The organism is Nocardioides panacisoli (assembly GCF_019448235.1).
Taxonomy (GTDB): Bacteria; Actinomycetota; Actinomycetes; order Propionibacteriales; family Nocardioidaceae; genus Nocardioides; species Nocardioides panacisoli_A.
In genome coordinates, this window is the sequence record NZ_CP080409.1 from 2,343,786 (window position 1) to 2,362,331 (window position 18,546).

17 protein-coding genes and 1 tRNA gene are annotated in these 18,546 nt (G+C 71.0%); 8 read left to right on the forward strand and 10 right to left on the reverse strand.

The features are described 5' to 3' along the window. Window positions 1-20: 20 nt before the first annotated feature. The 4 genes from KUV85_RS11440 to KUV85_RS11455 are packed head-to-tail and all read left to right on the forward strand — an operon-like array spanning window position 21 to window position 3,979. Complete coding sequence (locus KUV85_RS11440) at window positions 21-1,145, forward strand: ferredoxin reductase (protein WP_219960022.1); 1,125 nt, start codon at window positions 21-23, stop codon at window positions 1,143-1,145. 33 nt (window positions 1,146-1,178) lie between these two features. Continuing rightward, on the forward strand, window positions 1,179-2,429 hold the full coding sequence (locus KUV85_RS11445) for a fatty acid desaturase family protein (protein WP_237690129.1): 1,251 nt from the start codon (window positions 1,179-1,181) through the stop codon (window positions 2,427-2,429). A gap of 45 nt (window positions 2,430-2,474) precedes the next feature. Next, a complete protein-coding gene (locus KUV85_RS11450) occupies window positions 2,475-3,158 on the forward strand; it encodes a YdeI/OmpD-associated family protein (protein WP_219960023.1) in 684 nt (227 codons plus the stop codon). Between the two features lie 26 nt (window positions 3,159-3,184). After that, window positions 3,185-3,979 carry a crotonase/enoyl-CoA hydratase family protein gene (locus KUV85_RS11455; RefSeq protein WP_219960024.1) on the forward strand — a complete coding sequence of 265 codons (795 nt, stop codon included), beginning with the start codon at window positions 3,185-3,187 and terminating at the stop codon, window positions 3,977-3,979. 18 nt (window positions 3,980-3,997) lie between these two features. On the opposite strand, the gene KUV85_RS11460 is transcribed toward KUV85_RS11455, so the two are convergent. The 4 genes from KUV85_RS11460 to KUV85_RS11475 all read right to left on the reverse strand — a co-directional run bounded on the left by KUV85_RS11460 (window position 3,998) and on the right by KUV85_RS11475 (window position 8,109). Continuing rightward, the gene (locus KUV85_RS11460; RefSeq protein ID WP_219960025.1) at window positions 3,998-4,951 is read right to left on the reverse strand and encodes an oxidoreductase; all 954 of its coding nucleotides are present in this window, start codon (window positions 4,949-4,951) and stop codon (window positions 3,998-4,000) included. Then, window positions 4,948-5,763 carry a maleylpyruvate isomerase family mycothiol-dependent enzyme gene (locus KUV85_RS11465; protein ID WP_219960026.1) on the reverse strand — a complete coding sequence of 272 codons (816 nt, stop codon included), beginning with the start codon at window positions 5,761-5,763 and terminating at the stop codon, window positions 4,948-4,950. The genes KUV85_RS11460 and KUV85_RS11465 overlap by 4 nt, the downstream gene beginning before the upstream one ends. A gap of 24 nt (window positions 5,764-5,787) precedes the next feature. After that, window positions 5,788-6,057 carry a DUF6458 family protein gene (locus KUV85_RS11470; RefSeq protein WP_219960027.1) on the reverse strand — a complete coding sequence of 90 codons (270 nt, stop codon included), beginning with the start codon at window positions 6,055-6,057 and terminating at the stop codon, window positions 5,788-5,790. Window positions 6,058-6,225: 168 nt separating this feature from the next. After that, window positions 6,226-8,109, reverse strand: coding sequence for an acyl-CoA dehydrogenase (locus tag KUV85_RS11475; protein ID WP_219960028.1), 1,884 nt, complete (start codon window positions 8,107-8,109; stop codon window positions 6,226-6,228). A 154-nt stretch (window positions 8,110-8,263) separates the two neighbouring features. On the opposite strand from KUV85_RS11475, the gene KUV85_RS11480 reads away from it, so the two are divergent. Further along, on the forward strand, window positions 8,264-8,722 hold the full coding sequence (locus tag KUV85_RS11480; RefSeq protein WP_219960029.1) for an RrF2 family transcriptional regulator: 459 nt from the start codon (window positions 8,264-8,266) through the stop codon (window positions 8,720-8,722). A 45-nt stretch (window positions 8,723-8,767) separates the two neighbouring features. Here KUV85_RS11480 and KUV85_RS11485 read toward each other — a convergent pair whose 3' ends face one another. Next, the gene (locus KUV85_RS11485) at window positions 8,768-9,649 is read right to left on the reverse strand and encodes a hypothetical protein (RefSeq protein WP_219960030.1); all 882 of its coding nucleotides are present in this window, start codon (window positions 9,647-9,649) and stop codon (window positions 8,768-8,770) included. 142 nt (window positions 9,650-9,791) lie between these two features. Here KUV85_RS11485 and KUV85_RS11490 point away from each other — a divergent pair, with 142 nt between their 5' ends. Beyond that, window positions 9,792-10,244 carry a nuclear transport factor 2 family protein gene (locus KUV85_RS11490; RefSeq protein ID WP_219960031.1) on the forward strand — a complete coding sequence of 151 codons (453 nt, stop codon included), beginning with the start codon at window positions 9,792-9,794 and terminating at the stop codon, window positions 10,242-10,244. A gap of 59 nt (window positions 10,245-10,303) precedes the next feature. Here KUV85_RS11490 and KUV85_RS11495 read toward each other — a convergent pair whose 3' ends face one another. The 3 genes from KUV85_RS11495 to KUV85_RS11505 form a co-directional block, all read right to left on the reverse strand. Beyond that, window positions 10,304-10,939: a DUF2461 domain-containing protein gene (locus KUV85_RS11495; protein WP_219960032.1), complete on the reverse strand. Its 636-nt coding sequence runs from the start codon at window positions 10,937-10,939 to the stop codon at window positions 10,304-10,306. Between the two features lies 1 nt (window position 10,940). Continuing rightward, window positions 10,941-11,013: transfer RNA gene (locus tag KUV85_RS11500), tRNA-Gly, on the reverse strand. Between the two features lie 40 nt (window positions 11,014-11,053). Beyond that, complete coding sequence (locus KUV85_RS11505) at window positions 11,054-11,839, reverse strand: SGNH/GDSL hydrolase family protein (RefSeq protein WP_219960033.1); 786 nt, start codon at window positions 11,837-11,839, stop codon at window positions 11,054-11,056. Between the two features lie 50 nt (window positions 11,840-11,889). On the opposite strand from KUV85_RS11505, the gene dcd reads away from it, so the two are divergent. Next, entirely contained in the window at window positions 11,890-12,465 is a 576-nt protein-coding gene (gene dcd / locus KUV85_RS11510) for a dCTP deaminase (RefSeq protein WP_219960034.1), read from the forward strand. 54 nt (window positions 12,466-12,519) lie between these two features. Continuing rightward, on the forward strand, window positions 12,520-13,506 hold the full coding sequence (locus KUV85_RS11515) for a siderophore-interacting protein (RefSeq protein WP_219960035.1): 987 nt from the start codon (window positions 12,520-12,522) through the stop codon (window positions 13,504-13,506). A gap of 61 nt (window positions 13,507-13,567) precedes the next feature. Here KUV85_RS11515 and KUV85_RS11520 read toward each other — a convergent pair whose 3' ends face one another. Next, on the reverse strand, window positions 13,568-15,190 hold the full coding sequence (locus KUV85_RS11520) for an AMP-binding protein (RefSeq protein ID WP_219960036.1): 1,623 nt from the start codon (window positions 15,188-15,190) through the stop codon (window positions 13,568-13,570). Window positions 15,191-15,239: 49 nt separating this feature from the next. Beyond that, window positions 15,240-18,500, reverse strand: a complete 3,261-nt coding sequence (locus tag KUV85_RS11525; RefSeq protein WP_219960037.1) for a heterodisulfide reductase-related iron-sulfur binding cluster — start codon at window positions 18,498-18,500, stop codon at window positions 15,240-15,242. Window positions 18,501-18,546: the final 46 nt, after the last annotated feature.

Below are 18,546 nucleotides of genomic sequence, written 5' to 3' on the forward strand. Positions count from 1 at the left end.
TGCCCGGGAGACTGGGAGCCGTGAGCACGACGAGCGCCACCACCCGCACCGCCGGCCCCGGCCTGGGGGCGACGCTGCGCCAGCGCCTGCGCTCGGTGGCCGACGCCGCCGTCACGCCGCTGGACCTCGACGACGTGCTGGACCACTTCCACCCGCTGCGCCGCAACACCGACCTGCGCGGCCGGATCGTCGAGGTACGCCGCGAGACCGCCGACGCCGCGACCGTGGTCATCAAGCCGGGCCGCGACTGGGCCGGCCACCGCCCCGGGCAGTACGTCCAGGTCGGCATCGACGTCGACGGCACCCGCCGGTTCCGCAGCTACTCCCTCACCCACGGCCCCCGCCGCGACGGCCACATCTCCATCACCGTCAAGGCCATCGCCGGCGGCATCGTCTCGCCGCACCTGGTGCACCGCGCCCGCCCCGGGCAGCTGGTGCACCTGCAGCAGGCAGCCGGCGACTTCGTCCTGGGTGACCCCCACCCGCCGAAGCTGCTGCTCGTCACCGCCGGCTCGGGCATCACGCCGGTCATCGGCATGCTGCGCAACCTCTTCTCCCCCGCCGAGGCGCCGTCGCTGGACATCACGCTGCTCCACGTCAACGCGACCGAGCCCGACTCCATCTTCAAGGACGAGCTGCGCCGCCACGCCGCGGCCGACCGCATCCGCCTCATCGAGCACTTCGACGACCGCGACGGCCTCCTCGACGTGGCCACGCTGCCCACGCTCGTCCCCGACCTGGCCGAGCGCACGGCGTACGCCTGCGGGCCGGCGGGACTCCTGGACGCGCTCGAGGACTACTGCGCCGAGCACGACCTCGACCTCACCACCGAGCGGTTCCGCGCCGCGACCGTCCTCACCGACGGCGAGGGCGGCACCGTCTCCTTCGCCGCCGCCGGCGACGAGGTCGCCGTCGACGGCACCACCCCGATCCTGGACGCGGCCGAGGACGCCGGCGTCCTGATGCCCAGCGGCTGTCGCATGGGCATCTGCATGGGCTGCGTGCTGCCGATGACCGAGGGCGCCGTGCGCGACCTCCGCACCGGCGAGCTCACCGTCGCCGTGCCCGGCGAGACCGGGCCGGGCGGCGTACCCGTCCAGACCTGCATCAACACCGCCGCCGGCGACTGCCACCTCGACCACTGACGCACCTCCCGCGACCGACCGAAAGGAAGCGCGTTGACCACCATCACGAACAAGCCCGTCGACCCGACCGCCCACCTCACGCCCGAGCAGGTCGAGCAGCTCGGCGCCGAGCTCGACGCGATCCGCCAGGACATCATCGACCAGCGCGGCGAGAGCGATGCGGCCTACATCCGTCGCATGGTGACGGTGCAGCGCAACCTCGAGCTCGGCTCGCGCGCCGTCCTGCTCTTCAGCGTGCTGCCGCCGGCCTGGCTGCTGGGCACCGTCGGCCTGTCGATCTCCAAGATCCTGGAGAACATGGAGATCGGCCACAACGTCATGCACGGCCAGTGGGACTGGATGCGTGACCCCAAGATCCACTCCACCACCTGGGAGTGGGACAACGCCTCCACCGCCGACGGCTGGAAGCACTCCCACAACGAGGTGCACCACACCTACACCAACATCGTCGGCAAGGACAACGACCTCGGCTACGGCATCATGCGCGTGGACGAGGAGCAGCGCTGGATCCCGATGTACCTCGCCCAGCCGCTGTGGAACTTCCTCAACGCCTGCTTCTTCGAGTACGGCATCGCCGCCTACGACCTCGAGCTGGGCAAGAACCTCACCAAGCCCAAGGACGAGCGGCCCGAGGGCTTCAAGAAGGCTGCCCGCGCCACGCTGCGCAAGATCCGCCGCCAGGCGACCAAGGACTACGTCGTGCACCCGCTGCTCGCGCTGCCGACCGGGTCGCTGCTGCCCACGCTGGCCGCCAACGCCGTCGCCAACCTCACCCGCAACATCTGGTCGCACTCGGTGATCATGTGCGGCCACTTCCCCGAGGGCGTGGAGACCTTCGAGCTCAACTCGATCCCCGACGACGAGACCCGCGGCGAGTGGTACCTGCGCCAGATGCTGGGCTCGGCCAACATCTCGGGCTCGCCGGCCATGCACGTCATGACCGGCAACCTCTCCCACCAGATCGAGCACCACCTCTTCCCCGACCTGCCCAGCAACCGCTACGCCGAGATCGCGCCGCGGGTGCAGGAGCTGTTCGAGAAGTACGACCTGGCCTACTGCACCCGTCCGCTGGTGCCGCAGGTCTACTCGGCCTGGCACAAGGTGGTGCGCCTCTCGCTGCCCAACGGCTGGCTGGAGACGACCAACCGCAAGAACCTCCCCAGCCAGCTCAAGCTGCTCGCGAAGCTGGCCCGGGCCGACCGTCGTACGCGCCGGCGCGAGCTGAAGGCACTGGAGGCCCGTGCCGCCGCGCAGCCGGAGGAGTACGCCGACACCGCGGCCTGAGCGACGTCGGCCGACACTGTCGGTGGGCGGTGGCAGGCTGGCGCCATGGCAGCGGACGAGGTCCCCGGCCGCCTCGGCGGGACTCCGGAGCGGCCGGCGCGCTTCTTCGCCGGTCCCGAGGAGTTCGCGGCGTGGCTGGCGCTCCACCACGACACCGAGACCGAACTGTGGATGGGCCTGCACCGCAAGCACGTTCCCGACCGCGGCCTGACCTGGGAGCAGGCGGTCCCCGAGGCGCTGTGCTGGGGCTGGATCGACTCCCTGGTCCAACGCATCGACGGTGACTCCCGGCGGCAGCGGTGGACGCCCCGCAAGCCGACCTCGCAGTGGAGCCGGGTCAACCTCGACCTCGTCGAGCAGCTGCGTGCCGAGGGGCGGATGCAGCCCAGCGGTGAGGCGATCTGGGCGCAGCGACGCACCGACGTCGCGCCGTACGGCCGCGGGGACGAGGCGACCCTCCCGGCGCCCTTCGCCGCGCGCCTGGCCGACTCACCGGCCGCGACGGCCTTCTGGGAGGCCGCGACCGCGACGTACCGCCGGGTGTGCACGGTCTGGGTGACCTCGGCCAAGCAGGAGGCCACCCGCGAACGCCGGATGGCGCAGCTCATCGAGTGCTGCGCCGCCGGCGAGCTCGTCCCGAGCCAGCGGTACGGCGACCGGCCGCGCTGGGTGGACCGGGCCGCCGAGGCGGCCGTGGGCGCCGCCGGTCCCCCGCCGGGGGCCCGCTGAGGCGGGTCGCCGCCTACACTCGGACCATGAGTCTGGTGACGTGTCAGGTCGAGAACGGCATTGCCCAGGTCCGGTTGAACCGGCCCGACAAGCTCAACGCCCTGACGTTGCCGCTGCTGGCCGAGCTGCGCTCGGTCGCGCGCGAGCTGCGGCGCGACAAGACGCTGCGCGCCGTGGTGATCGCCGGCGAGGGCGACGCCTTCTGTGCCGGCCTCGACTTCGCGACCGTCATGAAGAACCCGGCCGGGATCGCCAAGGCCTTCGTGCCCTCGCCGTTCACGGGCACCAACCTCTTCCAGGAGGCGCCGTGGTCGCTGCGACGCATCCCGGTGCCGGTGATCGCGGCGGTGCACGGCCACTGCCTCGGCGGCGGCATCCAGATCGCCCTGGCCGCGGACTTCCGGTTCGCCACCCCGGACGCCACCATCTCCGTCCTGGAGGGCAAGTGGGGCCTGATCCCCGACATGTCCGGCGTCCAGGCGCTCAAGGAGCTGGTCGGCATCGACCAGGCCAAGCGGCTCACCATGACCGCCGAGATGGTCTCCGGCAAGGAGGCCAAGGACCTCGGCCTGGTCACCGAGCTCGACGCCGACCCGGTCGCCGCGGCCACCGCGTTCGCCGAGCGACTGGCCGAGAAGTCCCCCGACGCCCTCGCCGCCGGCAAGCGGCTCTTCAACGAGAGCTGGGACGCCTCGCCGCGGCGTACGTTCGCCAAGGAGCGGATGGAGCAGCTGCCGCTGCTGTTCGCGGAGAACACCAAGATCCTGCGCTCGGCCCTGGCGAAGAAGGTGCCGCCGGTCTTCGGTCCGCGGCGGCGCTGAGCCGCTGTCGGCCCCCGGTCAGGGGTAGGCGATCCCGGTGATCTCCTCGCTGAGCTCCCACAGCCGGCGGGCCGCGGCCTCGTCGCGCGCCAGCCGGGTCCGGCCCACCACGCGGGGCGGGCCCGACATCTGCCCCGGCCCACTGGGGCCGCAGTAGGTGTCGCCGGGCAGCTCGGCGGTGGTGGCCATCAGCGTCGGGAGGGCCCCGTGGGCCGCCGACTGGGACACCGCCTTGATCGCGCCGTCCAGGATGCTGGCGACGCCGCCGGAGGAGCGGCCGTACTGGCCGTTGGCGGCCAGGTGCGTGCCCGCGAACCCCGGGTGCGCGGCCAGTGCGCGCACCGGGAGTCCCTCGGCGCGGCAGCGTCGATCGAGCTCGCCGACGAAGAGCAGGTTGGCCAGCTTGGACTCGGCGTACGCCGTCCAGCGGCGGTAGCGACCGTGCTGCTGGCGCGGGTCCCCCAGGGGGACGCGGCGTGCCATGCGGTGGTACTGCGAGGACACCGTCACCACCCGGCCGTCGCTGCTCTGCACCAGCTGTGGGAACAGCAGCCCGGTCAGCAGGAAGGGCCCGAAGTGGTTGGTGGCCAGCTGCAGCTCCAGCCCGTCGCCGGTCCGGCGGTGGGGCGGCGCCATGACGCCGGCGTTGTTGACCAGCGCGTCGATCGCGCCGATCCGTGCCGCGACGCCGGCCGCGTGCCGCACCGAGTCGAGGTCGGCGAGGTCGACGACCAGGGCCTCGACCTGGGCCTCCGGCGACGTCGCCAGGATCGCCTCACGGGTCTCGTCGATCTTGCCCGGGCTGCGTCCCGCGAGCACCACCCGGGCGCCCCGCTGGGCCAGCTCCCGCGCCGTGTGGTGTCCCAGTCCGCCCAGCGTCGGGCCCGTCACGACGATCGTGCGGCCGCCCTGGTCGGGCATGTCGGCCAGTTCCCACGGCCGACCGGCCAACATCGCCTCGGTCGAGCTCACGGGGTGGTCCCCAGGTTCGCCAGGACCTGCTGTGCGAGCGCGGCGTCGCCGGTGACGGTGACCGCGTCCGGGGAGACCGTACGGCGCCCGCCGGCGAGCACGATGAAGGTGCCGCGGTCCATCGCCAGGCCCACGGTGGGCTCCTCGGGCGGCGCGGAGAGCCGCTGGGCGCGTCCGTCGTCGTCGACCTCGACGGCCTGGGTGGGTGACCCCTCCACGTCGAGGACCGCGGTGGTGCCGGCCGGCGGCGCGACGCGCTTGCCGACGACGTAGCCGAAGCCCTCGCTGAGGTAGTCGGCGGTGTGCTGGGCCCCGAGGGTGTCCAGGTGGCCGGGGCGGCCGACCGCCCGGCGTACGTCCTGCTCGTGCATCCACACGTCCAGGGGTCGGTTGCGCAGGAGCGTGCCCCAGTTCCACGGCACCCCGCCGAAGGTGGTCTCCGGCTGTGCCGCAGCGTCCTCGGGCATGTGCTCCAGCAGCCAAGCGTGACGCTCGGCGGTGACGGTGCGGATCTCCTCGACGATGTCCGCGGGACTGCGGTCGCGCCGGTTCACCACGCCGATCTCGGTGTAGAGCCCCATCAGGCCCGCCACGTGGGGTGGCTCGCCGACGTCGGCGGTCTCCTCCGGACGCCCCGCGAGGATCGACTCCAGGTGGGCGGTGTGGGAGGCGCAGGCCTTGACGTCCCATCCGGGGAGGTCGGTGGGGGTGCCCCACTCGTCCTCGGGCACCTCCTCCAGCAGGTCCACGAAGTCCCCGACGGAGGTCCACCAGGCCTCGACGTAGGTGGCCAGCAGCTCGCGGTCGCTCATGGCCGCGAGCCTAGAGGACGTGGTTCAGCCGCGCGGAGGGTCCTGCGGCGGCGGCTGCTGCGGGGGCTGCTGCGGCGGGGGCTGGCGCTGGTCGACCACCGTGCCGGCGCCACCGCCGCCGCGGGGGGCACGCTGCCGGTTCATCACCAGCGCGAGCACGATCGACAGCACGCCGACGAGGATGAGGATCCACCCCAGGGCGCCCTCGTCGACGAACTCGGTGCCGACGTTGACCACGTCGAGCGCAAGGATGAGACCGGCCAGCAGCAGCACGATCCCCAGTCCGATACCCATGGTTGCTCCGTCCCCTCTGCCCGCCGGTCGGTCCCGGCGGTGCGATGTGTCGACCCTAGGGCTGGGCCGGTACCCACGTCCAACACCGATCAAACCCCCACACGACGACGCGGGGGTCCGGCACCGTGCGGTGCCGGACCCCCGCGGGTCGTGCGATGGTTCAGCGGATCAGAAGGCGTCCTCGTCGAGGTCCATGATCGCGAGGTCGGTCGCCTCGGCCATGGCACGCTCGGCGGCGACCTTGGGCAGCACGCTCTGTGCGAAGTACTGCGCGGCCGCGACCTTGCCTTCGTAGAAGGACTTGTCCTTGCCCGGCTCCCCGTCGAGCTTGCCCAGCGCGACCTCGGCCTGGCGCAGCAGCAGCCACGAGCAGACGACGTCACCGAGCACCATCAGCAGGCGGGTGGTGTTGAGGCCCACCTTGTAGATGTTGCGCAGCTCGCCACCGGAGCTCTCGTCGGCCGACATCAGGTCGTTGATCATCAGCCCGACCATCGCCTCGGCGTCGGCGAGCGCGTTGGTCAGCAGCTCGCGCTCGTTCTTGAGCCGGCCGTTGCCGCTCTCCGCCTCGAGGAAGGACTTGATCTCGCCCGCGACGTGGCCCAGCGCCTTGCCCTGGTCCTTGACGATCTTGCGGAAGAAGAAGTCCTGGCCCTGGATCGCCGTCGTGCCCTCGTAGAGGGTGTCGATCTTGGCGTCACGGACGTACTGCTCGATCGGGTACTCGGCCAGGAAGCCGGAGCCACCGAAGGTCTGCAGCGACTCGGTGCCCAGCAGCACCCACGAGCGCTCCGAGCCGTAGCCCTTCACGATGGGCAGCAGCAGGTCGTTGACCGCGACCGCCAGCTTGTTCTCGTCACTGTCCGCCCGCCCCTCGTGCTCGGCCACCATGACGTCGTCCTGCCAGGTGGCGGTGTAGAGCACCAGCGCGCGCATCGCCTCGGCGAAGGACTTCTGCGTCATCAGCGAACGGCGTACGTCGGGGTGGTGGGTGATCGTCACCCGCGGCGCGGTCTTGTCCGAGGCTTGGGTCAGGTCGGGACCCTGCACGCGCGACTTGGCGTACTCCAGCGCGTTGAGGTAGCCCGTGGACAGCGTCGCGATGGCCTTGGTGCCGACCATCATGCGGGCGTTCTCGATGACGTCGAACATCTGCGCGATGCCCTCGTGCACCTCGCCGACCAGCCAGCCCTTCGCGGGCTCGCCGCCGCCGACCTGCGGGTCGCCGAAGGTGACCTCGCAGGTGTTGGAGACCTTCAGGCCCATCTTGTGCTCGACACCGGTGACGTAGACGCCGTTGCGCTCGCCGGTCAGCTCACCGGTCTCGTGGTCGAAGTGCTCCTTGGGCATCCAGAACAGGGAGAGGCCCTTGGTGCCCGGCCCGCCGGCGCCCTCGACGCCCTCGGGGCGCGCGAGCACCAGGTGCATGATGTTCTCCTGCAGGTCCGACTCGGCGCTGGTGATGAAGCGCTTGACGCCCTCGATGTTCCAGGAGCCGTCCTCGTTCGGCGTGGCCTTGGTGCGGCCCGCGCCCACGTCGGAGCCGGCGTCGGGCTCGGTCAGCACCATGGTGCAGCCCCACTGACGCTCGGCCATGATCTCGGCGACCTTCTTGTCGCGGTCGGTGCCGTTGTTCCACAGCACCTGTGCGAACGGCGCGCCCGCGGCGTACATGTGGATCGGGGCGTTGGAGCCCAGCACCATCTCGCCGATGGCCCAGTTCAGGGTCGAGGGCGCCGGCGTACCGCCGAGCTCCTCGTTGACCGACAGGCGCCAGAACTCGGCGTCCATCCACGCCTGGTAGCTCTTCTTGAACGACTCCGCCAGCGGCGCGGTGTGCGTCGCGGGGTCGAACACGGGCGGGTTGCGGTCGCTGTCCTCGTAGGAGGCTGCGAGGTCCTCGCGGGCCATGCGGTCCACCTCGGCGAGGATCTCCTTCGCCGTCTCCGCGTCCACCTCGGCGAACGGGCCGGTGCCCAGCACCTGGTCCCGGCCGAGCACCTCGAACAGGTTGAACTCGATGTCGCGCAGATTGCTCTTGTAGTGGCTCACTTGTCCCCACCGTTTCTCGTCTCCAGGGCAGCCGGTCCGGCTACCTACTCATCAGTAACTTCAATCATACGGCGGGCGCTAACACCGTGCAAGCAAACCGGGATGTGACCCCATCCTCGAGTGAGATGATCGACTTATCTGACACACTTGACCTATGCGCGTCTCCGCCAAGTCGGACTACGCCCTCCGGGCCCTGATCGAGATGACGAACCGCACCGCGGAGCGCGCCGTCAGCGCCGAGGAGCTCGGTCGCGCCCAGGAGGTCCCCTCCGGCTTCCTCCAGGCGATCCTCGCCGACCTCCGCCGCGCCGGCATCGTCCGCTCCCAGCGCGGGCAGTCCGGCGGCTGGCGCCTGGCGACGGAGCCGACCGCGGTGTCGGTGGCCGACGTGATCCGCGCCGTCGACGGCCCCCTGGTCTCGGTCTACGACATGCGGCCGGAGTCGGTGCGCTACCAGGCCTCGGCCGAGGTGCTGCAACACGTGTGGATCGCCGCCCGCGTCGCCCTCCGCGAGGTCTTCGAGGAGGTCACGCTCGCCCAGCTCGCCAGCGGCGACCTGCCCGATGCCGTCACGGCCCGCACGGCCCACGAGGACGCCTGGCAGTCCCACTGAGGCTTCCTCGCCGACGGGTCCGCCTCCGGGTCGGGGCCCCTGCGATCAGGCCGTGGGGCGCAGCGCACCGAAGCGGCGCGGCGGGGCCGTCGCCAGTTCTGCGGCGAGCGCCTCGTTGCGGCGGGTGAGCCGCTCGATCTCGCGGATCGCCTCCTCCAGCACCTGGTCGAGGTGCTCCTCGCGCGCCGAGGCCTCCTCGGTGCGCGGGGTGAGGTCAGCCGTGGGGTCGCCGTGGACGTCGTACGGCTGCGCGTGGAGGTGGTCGACCCAGGACCGCGCGATCGCGTCGAGCACACCGGCGCGGGCCATCGGCGCAGTCGGCACCAGCCAGGCCGCACGGGCGGCGACCGGCTGCGGGACCTCCTCGAGGCCCAGCGAGGCGGTGCCGAATCCGACGATGTCGCCGAAGGTGCGCCAGATCCGGGCCTGCTCGTCGCCGTGGCGGGTCGGGTCGCCGTCGGCGAGGACGACGTGGATCCGTTCGGGGCTCCGCACGGCGCGTCCCCACCGCTCGAGCACCACGCCGAGGTCGGCGTCGGGCTCACCGAGCACGGTGAAGGCATGGGGCGCGGAGGCCGTCACGACGACGTGAACCTCGAACCGGGACAGGCCGTCGACGAAGAGGTCGATCTGGTCCGGCTCCGCGGTGGCGAGCAGGGGCGCACTGAACGCGACGGTGTCGCGGCCCTTGCCGGCGCGACGGTAGACGTCGGCCCAGGTGCCCTCGACGTGCTTGCGGCGGATGCCCCAGGTGCGGTGGCTGCGGGTGACCTCGACCGCGGCACGGAAGGACTCCTGGGCGTGCTTGGCGGGTGCGTTGATCCCGAGCTCGACCAGCGCGTCGCGGTGGTGGGCCAGGGCGGGGCCGAGGACGTCGCCGACACCCGGCATCCCGACGTGGATGAACGCCTTGCGCTTCGTGGCCATGGTGCGAGCGTGGCCGATGCCGGTGAGCGGCGGGTGAACGGCGTACGACGGCCGAGGACACGCTCGTCGACGGCCGCGCAGCCGTGCGTGACCGATGCCCGAGGGGCTAGAACGTGTTCTCGTTTCGGCCTACGATCGCGGCATGATCACCAGCGACGCCATCACCTGGAACGCGCCCGACGCCCCCCACCCCGCGCGGGCGGCGTCCCAGCGGTCCTACTCCGCGGTCGCCCGGGGAGACCTGGCGGAGTGGCTCACCGTCTACGCCGAGGACGCGGTGCTCGAGGACCCGGTCGGGCCGTCGATGTTCGACTCCGAGGGCCGCGGCCACCGCGGCCACGACGGCATCCGGGCGTTCTGGGAGGCCGCGATCGCCCCCATCGCGACCTTCGAGTTCGAGATCAACGACTCCTTCGCCAATCCGGGATCCAACACCTGCGCCAACGTCGGCCGCATCCGCACCGCGTTCCCCGACGGCAGCCACACCACCACCGACCTGGTGATGGTCTACGTCGTCGACGACGACGGCCGCGTGACGTCGATGAAGGCCTTCTGGGAGCCCGAGCGGACGATGGCGACCTTCACCCCGGCGTGACCCGACGCGATAGTCCCTGACTAAAAGCACCTGAATCGAACCTGTTCGGGTGCTTTTCGTCAGGGACTATCGACCTGGTCGGCCAGCCAGTTGACCAGCGGCCGGAGCCGGCGCCAGTCGTCACGGACGCGGTCGAGCAGCTCGGGGGTGTGGATGAACTCCTCGAACCCGTAGGACTTCATCCCCAACAGGGTCTTGTGGCGCAGCAGCTCGATCCGCGGATGGTCCTTGGGATAGCCGCGCGGGGCGGTCTTGAGCTGCTCGCCCTCGATCCGGAAGCCACCGCGCTCCAGGTCGGCGAGGATCTTGAGCAGCAGGGCGCCGTCGTCGTCCTCGGCCATGCCCTCGCGCAGCGCCGCCAGCTGGTCGCCCGCCGCGTGGTACACCCCGCCGCCGATGCGTACGCCGGGAGCCGCGATCTCGACGTACCAGCCGGTGGCGGGCCCCACGCCGACGAAGGCGCCCTGGTGGGTCTTGTAGGGCGTCTTGTCCTTGCTGAAGCGGACGTCGCGGTGGGGCCGGAACACCTTCGCCTCACCGAACTCGTCGGCCAGCGCCGCCGTCAGCTCCAGCATCGGGGCGCGGACCTGGTCGCGGTAGGTCTGCTTGTGGGCGTCCCAGAACGACTTGGTGTTCTCCACCTCGAGGTCGTCGTAGAAGTCGAGCGCGGCGACGGGGAAGCCGGTGAAGGTCAAGAGCGGATGACGAGGCTCGAACTCGCGACATCGACCTTGGGAAGGTCGCGCTCTACCAACTGAGCTACATCCGCGTGCCGGGCGACGGGGTCCACCGCACCGGCGGTGAGGATGCTACCCGATGGGCTGCAGGGTCGGTCGCTTCGGGCTGACCCCGTCGCCGGAGGAGCGCCCGGTCATCCGTCGCTTCACCCACGGGGCGAGGTGGGTCCGCGCCCACGCGCGGTCCTCCTGCCACCGCTCGCGGCGGGTGCGCACCGGCACGGGCGCCGGGGCGAGCGGCGCCAGGTCGTGCCGGATCCGCAGGGCGTCGAGCACTGCGATGGCGATCGACTGGTGGCCGACGGGATTGAGGTGGAGCCGGTCGGCGTCGAGGACCTCCTCGACCTTCCAGTCCCGCATGCGCCACATGTCGACCACCATGGCGCCGTGGTCGTCGGCGATCTGGCGCACCCACTCGTTGAAGATCGCCGTGCGGCCGCGCACGACCTTGATCACCGGGTTCATCCCCGGGTCGGCCAGGGTGAACATGACGACGGTGGCGCCGGTGGCGCGCAGGCGGCGTACGGCGTCGGCGTACGCCGCGGCGAGGTCGTCGAGGTCCACGCGCGGGCGCATCACGTCGTTGCCGCCGCCGTGGATCGTCACCAGGTCGGGCCCCAGTGCGATGCCGGCCTCGACCTGCTCGTCGAGGATGGGGCGCAGCTTGCGGCCGCGGATGGCGAGGTTGGCGTAGCCGAAGTCGGGGACGTTGCCGGCGAGCTGCTCCGCGACCCGGTCGGCCCACCCGCGGACGCCGTTGGGGCGCGTGGGGTCGGCGTCGCCGACGCCCTCGGTGAAGGAGTCGCCGAGGGCGACGTAGCGGCGGAAGTGCGAGGGGATCAGCGCGTCCACGGACATGTGGGCATTGTGTCGCCCACGACGTGCCGGCCGGCCGGTAGGGTGCCCACGTGCTGCTCAGTGACCGCGACATCCTGGCCGAGATCGACTCCGGACGGGTCGCGATGGAGCCGTGGGACCCGGAGATGCTGCAGCCGTCGTCGATCGACGTGCGCCTGGACCGGTTCTTCCGCGTCTTCGAGAACCACAAGTACCCCCACATCGACCCGGCGGCGGACCAGTCCGACCTGACGCGGATGATCGAGACCGACGCCGACGACCCGTTCATCCTGCACCCGGGAGAGTTCGTGCTGGGGTCGACGTACGAGGTCGTCAGCCTGCCCGACGACATCGCGGCCCGCGTGGAGGGCAAGTCCTCGCTGGGACGGCTCGGCCTGCTCACCCACGCGACCGCGGGGTTCGTCGACCCGGGCTTCTCCGGTCACGTGACCCTGGAGCTGGCGAACGTGGCGACGCTGCCGATCAAGCTCTACCCGGGGATGAAGATCGGGCAGTTCTGCTTCTTCCGACTCACCTCGGCCTCCGAGCACCCCTACGGCTCGGCGAAGTACGGGTCGCGCTACCAGGGCCAGCGGGGCCCGACGCCGTCGCGCTCCTACCAGGGATTCCACCGCACGCAGATCTGACCGCACACCGGCCGCGTTGGTCAGGTTAGGCAACCCTCAGTTAGGCTCGCCGGCATGACCACCTCCAGCAACACCTACGTCGCCAGCCTGCCCATGGTGCTGGACCGCGTCACCGCCCGTTCGGTGCAGCGGGTCAGCCCCTCGGTCGTGCGCATCGAGCTGGCCGGCGACTGCCTCGCCGAGTTCGGCGTCCCCGGTGACGTCCACGACCAGCGCATCAAGCTGGTCTTCCCCGGCGCCGCCGGCACCCTCCCCTCCTTCGAGGGGATGGACGAGTCCTGGTGGAGCACGTGGCTGGAGCTGCCCGAGGAGGAGCGCGGCTCGATGCGCACCTACACCATCCGCGACGTCCTCGGCAGCGGCACCGACACCCGCCTCGTGGTCGACATCGTCGTCCACGAGCCCACCAGTGGCGGGCCCGAGGGAGCGGGCAATGCCTGGGCGCTCCGCGCGAACGCCGGCGACCAGCTGGTCATCATCTGCCCGCGGCGCGGCCACGAGTTCGGCGGCATCGAGTGGGCACCCGGCGACGCCTCACGCCTGCTCATCGTCGGCGACGAGACCGCTGCCCCCGCGATCCGCGGCGTCCTGCGCGACCTTCCCGCCGACGCGCGTGGCGCGGTGTTCCTCGAGACCGTGACCGATGCCGACGTCTACGACGACATGCCGGGCCCTGACGGCGTCGAGGTCACCTGGCTGCCACGCAACGGCCGCCCGCGCGGCGAGGACCTGCACGCCGCCGCCATCGCCCACCTCACCGGTGGCGCCGCCGATGCCACCTACGACACGGGCGTGCCCGACGACGCCATCGACCCCAACCTCTGGGAGACCCCGGTCTACTCCTCCTCCGGCGAGGACACGGCCACCTCGACGGCGGTCCCGAGCGAGGGGACGCCGTACGCCGGGCTGTATGCGTGGATCGCCGGCGAGTCGAAGGTCGTCACCGGCCTGCGCCGACAGCTGGTCAAGGACCTGGGCATCGACCGCCGCCAGGTCGCCTTCATGGGCTACTGGCGCGAGGGCGTCGCCATGCGCTCCTGAGCGACGACAACTGCCGACTCGACCGGCAAGAAGTGAGCACTCGGCGGAGGGAAGTGAGCACTCAACCCTCTCCGAGGCCCAGCTCGGCGGCGGCGCGCTCGCGCATCTCGACCTTGCGGACCTTGCCGGTCACGGTCATCGGGAACTCCTCGACGACCATCACGTAGCGCGGGATCTTGTAGTGGGCGAGCCTGCCGGTGGCGAACTCGCGGACGCCGTCGGCATCCAGGGGCGCCGCCCCGGCCTTGACCCGGATCCAGGCACACAGCTCCTCGCCGTACTTCTCGTCCGGGACGCCGATCACCTGGGCGTCCTCGACGTCGGGATGGGTGTAGAGGAACTCCTCCACCTCGCGGGGATAGATGTTCTCCCCGCCGCGGATGACCATGTCCTTGATGCGGCCGACGATGTTGCAGTAGCCGTCCTCGCGCATCACGGCGAGGTCGCCGGTGTGCATCCAGCCGTCGGCGTCGATGGACTCCGCCGTGCGCTCCTCGTCGTCCCAGTAGCCGAGCATCACCGAGTAGCCGCGGGTGCAGAACTCGCCCGCCTCGCCGCGCGGCACCGTCTCCCCCGTCACCGGGTCCACGACCTTGATCTCCACGTGGGCGGCCGCCCGACCGATGGTCTCGGTACGCCGTTCGAGGTCGTCGTCGACGCGGGTCTGGCAGCTCACCGGGGAGGTCTCGGTCATGCCGTAGGCGATCGAGACCTCGGCCATGTGCATGTCGTTGACGCAGCGCTTCATGACCTCGACCGGGCAGATCGAGCCGGCCATGATGCCGGTGCGCAGCGACCCGAGGTCGAAGCCGTCGAAGTCGGGGTGGTGCTGCATCGCGATGAACATCGTCGGGACGCCGTAGACCCCGGTGCACCGCTCGTCCTGCACGGCCTGCAGCGTGATCGCGGGGTCGAAGCCCGGCGCGGGGATCACCATGGTCGCGCCGTGGGTGGTGCAGCCGAGGTTGCCCATCACCATTCCGAAGCAGTGGTAGAAGGGCACCGGGATGCAGAGCCGGTCGGCGGCGGTGAACGCGATGGTCTCGGTGACGAAGTAGCCGTTGTTGAGGATGTTGCGGTGGCTCAGCGTGGCGCCCTTGGGGTAGCCGGTCGTCCCCGAGGTGTACTGGATGTTGATCGGGTCCTCCGGCCGCAGGTCCCGTGCCCGCTGCGTGAGGACGTCGGCCGGCTGCTCGCGGCCGGCGGCGACGAGGTCGTCCCAGTCGTCGGTGTCGACGTAGATCGTCCGCTCGAGCGTCGGGCACTGGCTCGCGGTCTCCTCGACCATCGCCCGGTAGTCGCTGGTCCGGAACGACGTCGTCGCGAGCAGGAGCCGCATCCCGGAGTGGTTGACGGCGTAGGCAAACTCGTGGGTCCGGTAGGACGGGTTGACGTTGACCAGGATCGCGCCCGCCTTGGCGGTGGCGTACTGCGTGATCGTCCACTCCGCGCAGTTCGGTGCCCAGATCCCGACCCGGTCACCCTGGGCGATGCCGAGCGCGATCAGGCCGCGGGCCACCTCGTCGACGGCGTGGTCGAACTCGCGGTAGGTCCACCGGCGTCCCGTGGCGACCTCGACGAGCGCCTCCTCGTCGGGGTACGCCGCGACGGTGCGTTCGAGGTTCGCCCCGATGGTCTCCTCGAGCAGGGGCGTCGTGGTCTCTCCGGCGGCGTAGGACTCCATCGGACCATCGTGGACCCCGGGGGCGGGTGATGCCACCCGCCCCACGGGATCACAGGTCGAACAGGGAGTCCGATCCGCTGATGTCGGCGTCGGTGCGGGGCTGGTGGGCGGGCCCGGAGGACTTCGGTGCCGGCTTCTCCTGCTCCGGCTCCTCCTCGGACTCGACCTGCTCGGTCTCGTCCGGCGCGTCCCCGGACTCGTCGTCCTGCGCCGCCTCGTCCTGCGCGGGCTCCTTCGACTCCTCGGGCTCGGGCGACTTCGCCTCGGGCTCGGGCTCGGGCGCCTTCGCGGCGGGCGCGGGCTCGGGCGCCTCGATGTCGAACAACGACCCCGACCCGATCTCGGTCGCCGGCTCCGCCGGGGCGCTCGCCGCGCTCGCGGTGGGCTCCTCGGTCGGCGCGGTGTCCTGACCGGTGTCCTGCTCCTCGGCCGCCGGCTCCGACGCGGGCTCCGGCTCCGGCTCGGGCGCCTTCGCGGCGGGCGCGGGCTCGGGCGCCTCGATGTCGAACAACGACCCCGACCCGATCTCGGTGGCGGGCGCGGGCGACTCCTCGGCGGCCGGCTCGGCGGGCTTCTCTGCCTCGGGTGCCTTCTCGGCCGCGGCAGGCTCGGCGGACGCGGTGTCGGCAGCAGGCTCCGCCGGTGCCGGCTTCTCCGCCTCCTGCGTCGGCGCGACGTCGAAGAGGGAGCCACCGGACCCGAGGTCGGCCTCGGGCTCGGCCGGCTTCTCCGGCGCCTTGTCCTCGGGCTCGGCCGTGGCATCCGCAGGCTCGGCCTTGGCCTGGGTGGACTCGGCCGGGGTGTCGAAGAGTGAACCGCCCTCGTCGAAGAGCGAGCCGTCCTCGCCGCCGGACTTCTCGGGGGCCGACGCGGTGTCCCCGGCCGGCTCCTCGGCGGGCGTGTCGAAGAGGGAACCGCCCGAGGACGGTGCCGGCGTCGAGGCGGGCTCGGCGTCGGCGTCATCGAACATCGAGCTCGGGTCGTCGAACATCGACGTACCGCCGGAGGCCTTCGCGTTGGCCCCGACGTCCTCGGTGTCGGTGACCGTGTCCTCGGTGATCGTGGCGTCCCCGGCCTCGGGCTCGGCCTTCTCCTCGGTGGCCACGGCCGCGCCCGCCGGCGCGCCCTCGCCCGGCGCGAGCTTCGTGGCCTGGGTGCCCTTGACCGAGGCCAGCAGCATCTGCGCGACGTCGAGGACCTCGACCTCCTCGCGGGCACCACCGTCGGCCTGCATCTTGGTCAGGCCGTCGGAGAGCATCACGCGGCAGAAGGGGCAGCCGACGGCGATCTGGTCCGCGCCGGTCCCGACGGCCTCGTCGGTGCGGTTGAGGTTGATCCGCGAGCCGAGCTTCTCCTCCATCCACATGCGGGCACCACCGGCACCGCAGCAGAAGGACCGCTCGCCCGAGCGCTCCATCTCCTTGTACTCCGCGCCGGGCATGATCTGCAGCAGCTCGCGGGGCGGCTCGTAGACCTGGTTGTGGCGCCCGATGAAGCACGGGTCGTGGTAGGTGATGGACCGCTGGTGGGCCCCGGCACCGTCGGCCACCGGGGTGAGCTTGCCCTCGCGCACCAGCTGGTTGAGCAGCTGGGTGTGGTGGACGACCTCGAGCTCGACGCCGAGGTCCTTGTACTCGTTGCGCAGGGTGTTGAAGCAGTGGGCGCAGGTCGAGACGACCTTCTTGACCTTGTACTCCTTGAAGGTCTCGACGTTCTGCTGCGCGAGCCCCTGGTAGACGAACTCGTTGCCCGCGCGACGGGCGGCGTCGCCGGTGCAGGTCTCGCCGTTGCCGAGCACACCGAAGGAGACACCGGCCATGTCCAGCAGCTCGGCCACGGCCCGGGTGGTCTTCTTGGCACGGTCCTCATAGGCACCCGCGCAGCCGACCCAGAACAGCCAGTCGACCTCGTCGAGGGACTCGATGTCCTTGCCGACGACCTTGACGTCGACGTCGAGGCCCTGGGTCCAGTCCAGCCGGGCACTGGCGGACATGTTCCACGGGTTGCCCTTGTTCTCCATGCCCTTGAAGAGGCCGTTGAGCTCGGAGGGGAAGTTGGACTCGACCAGCGTCTGGTAGCGACGCATGTCGATGATGTGGTCGACGTGCTCGATGTCAACGGGGCACTGCTGCACGCAGGCGCCGCAGTTGGTGCAGGACCACAGCACGTCCTCGTCGATGACGAAGTCGCCGTCCTCGGGGTTGTAGAACCAGTCGCTCCACGCGACGTCCTCGGTGTTGTCGCCGGCCTTGCCGACCAGCGCCTTCTCCCCGTCGCCGCCGGCGTTGGCATAGGCGTGCTCGCGCAGGCCCATCATCAGCAGCTTCGGCGAGAGGGGCTTCTCGGTGTTCCAGGCCGGGCACTGCGACTGGCAGCGGCCGCACTCGGTGCAGGTGGTGAAGTCGAGGATGCCCTTCCAGGAGAAGTCCTGGATGGACCCGGCGCCGAGGGTGGAGTCCTCGTCCATCTCCTCGAGGTCGTCCAGGCCGACCGGCTCGCCGTTCATCATCATCGGCTTGACCGCGCCCAGCGCGGTGCCGCCGTCGCCCTCGCGCTTGAACCAGATGTTGAACCAGGCGGTGAACCGGTGCCACGCGATGCCCATGGTGAGGTTGCGGGCGATGACCATGAGCCAGACCATCGCCAGCGCGATCTTGAACATCGCGATGAAGTAGATGATCTGCTCGTTGGCACCGGCGCTGCTGGGGTAGATCTCCGCGAGCCAGGAGGCCAGCGGGAAGTGGGCGCGGGTGGCGACGTCGGTGTGGCCCTCGGCGACGCCGAGGTTGTACTCCGCGGCGCGGATGAACAGGATCGCGCCACCCTCGAGCAGGGCGAGGTACTCCACGAAGTAGGCCTGCCACTGCGTGGAGCCGTAGAACCGGCTGTCGCGTCCCTCGGTGCGCGGGTGGTGCTTCTGCCGGTAGATGATCAGGAAGATGATGCCGATGCTGCTCAGCAGGCCGATGAACTCGGCGAACCACTCGTAGGGGTACCAGTGGCCGAAGACCGGCCAGACCCACTCGGGGTCGAAGAGCTGGAAGTAGGCGCCGAGCACCGCGGTGGAGAGGAAGAGGAACGCCGCGTAAACGAACCAGTGCATGATGCCGACCCAGGTCCACTGCAGCATGCGCGTGTGGAGGAAGGTCTCCTTGAGCATGGTGAGCGTGCGCTGCACCGGCTGGTCGGTGCGGCGGGCCGGCTGGCCCACCCGGATGACACCGAGCATGGACGTCACCGCGTTCGCCGTGAGCACCACTGCGACCGCAGTGAGTGCGAACGAGACCACGATCGCGAAGATCTGCAACATTTTCTCTAACGCTCCTCGGCTCAGGACGCGGGCCTGCGGGTGAGCC

Bases quoted from the DNA above. Each gene is read 5' to 3' on its own strand.
- KUV85_RS11450 (WP_219960023.1), top strand. From the start codon at position 2,475: ATGGCAGCGGACGAGGTCCCCGGCCGCCTCGGCGGGACTCCGGAGCGG.
- KUV85_RS11455 (WP_219960024.1), top strand. From the start codon at position 3,185: ATGAGTCTGGTGACGTGTCAGGTCGAGAACGGCATTGCCCAGGTCCGG.
- KUV85_RS11465 (WP_219960026.1), bottom strand. From the start codon at position 5,763: ATGAGCGACCGCGAGCTGCTGGCCACCTACGTCGAGGCCTGGTGGACC.
- KUV85_RS11470 (WP_219960027.1), bottom strand. From the start codon at position 6,057: ATGGGTATCGGACTGGGGATCGTGCTGCTGCTGGCCGGTCTCATCCTT.
- KUV85_RS11480 (WP_219960029.1), top strand. From the start codon at position 8,264: ATGCGCGTCTCCGCCAAGTCGGACTACGCCCTCCGGGCCCTGATCGAG.
- KUV85_RS11485 (WP_219960030.1), bottom strand. From the start codon at position 9,649: ATGGCCACGAAGCGCAAGGCGTTCATCCACGTCGGGATGCCGGGTGTC.
- KUV85_RS11490 (WP_219960031.1), top strand. From the start codon at position 9,792: ATGATCACCAGCGACGCCATCACCTGGAACGCGCCCGACGCCCCCCAC.
- KUV85_RS11505 (WP_219960033.1), bottom strand. From the start codon at position 11,839: ATGTCCGTGGACGCGCTGATCCCCTCGCACTTCCGCCGCTACGTCGCC.
- KUV85_RS11515 (WP_219960035.1), top strand. From the start codon at position 12,520: ATGACCACCTCCAGCAACACCTACGTCGCCAGCCTGCCCATGGTGCTG.
- KUV85_RS11520 (WP_219960036.1), bottom strand. From the start codon at position 15,190: ATGGAGTCCTACGCCGCCGGAGAGACCACGACGCCCCTGCTCGAGGAG.
- KUV85_RS11525 (WP_219960037.1), bottom strand. From the start codon at position 18,500: ATGTTGCAGATCTTCGCGATCGTGGTCTCGTTCGCACTCACTGCGGTC.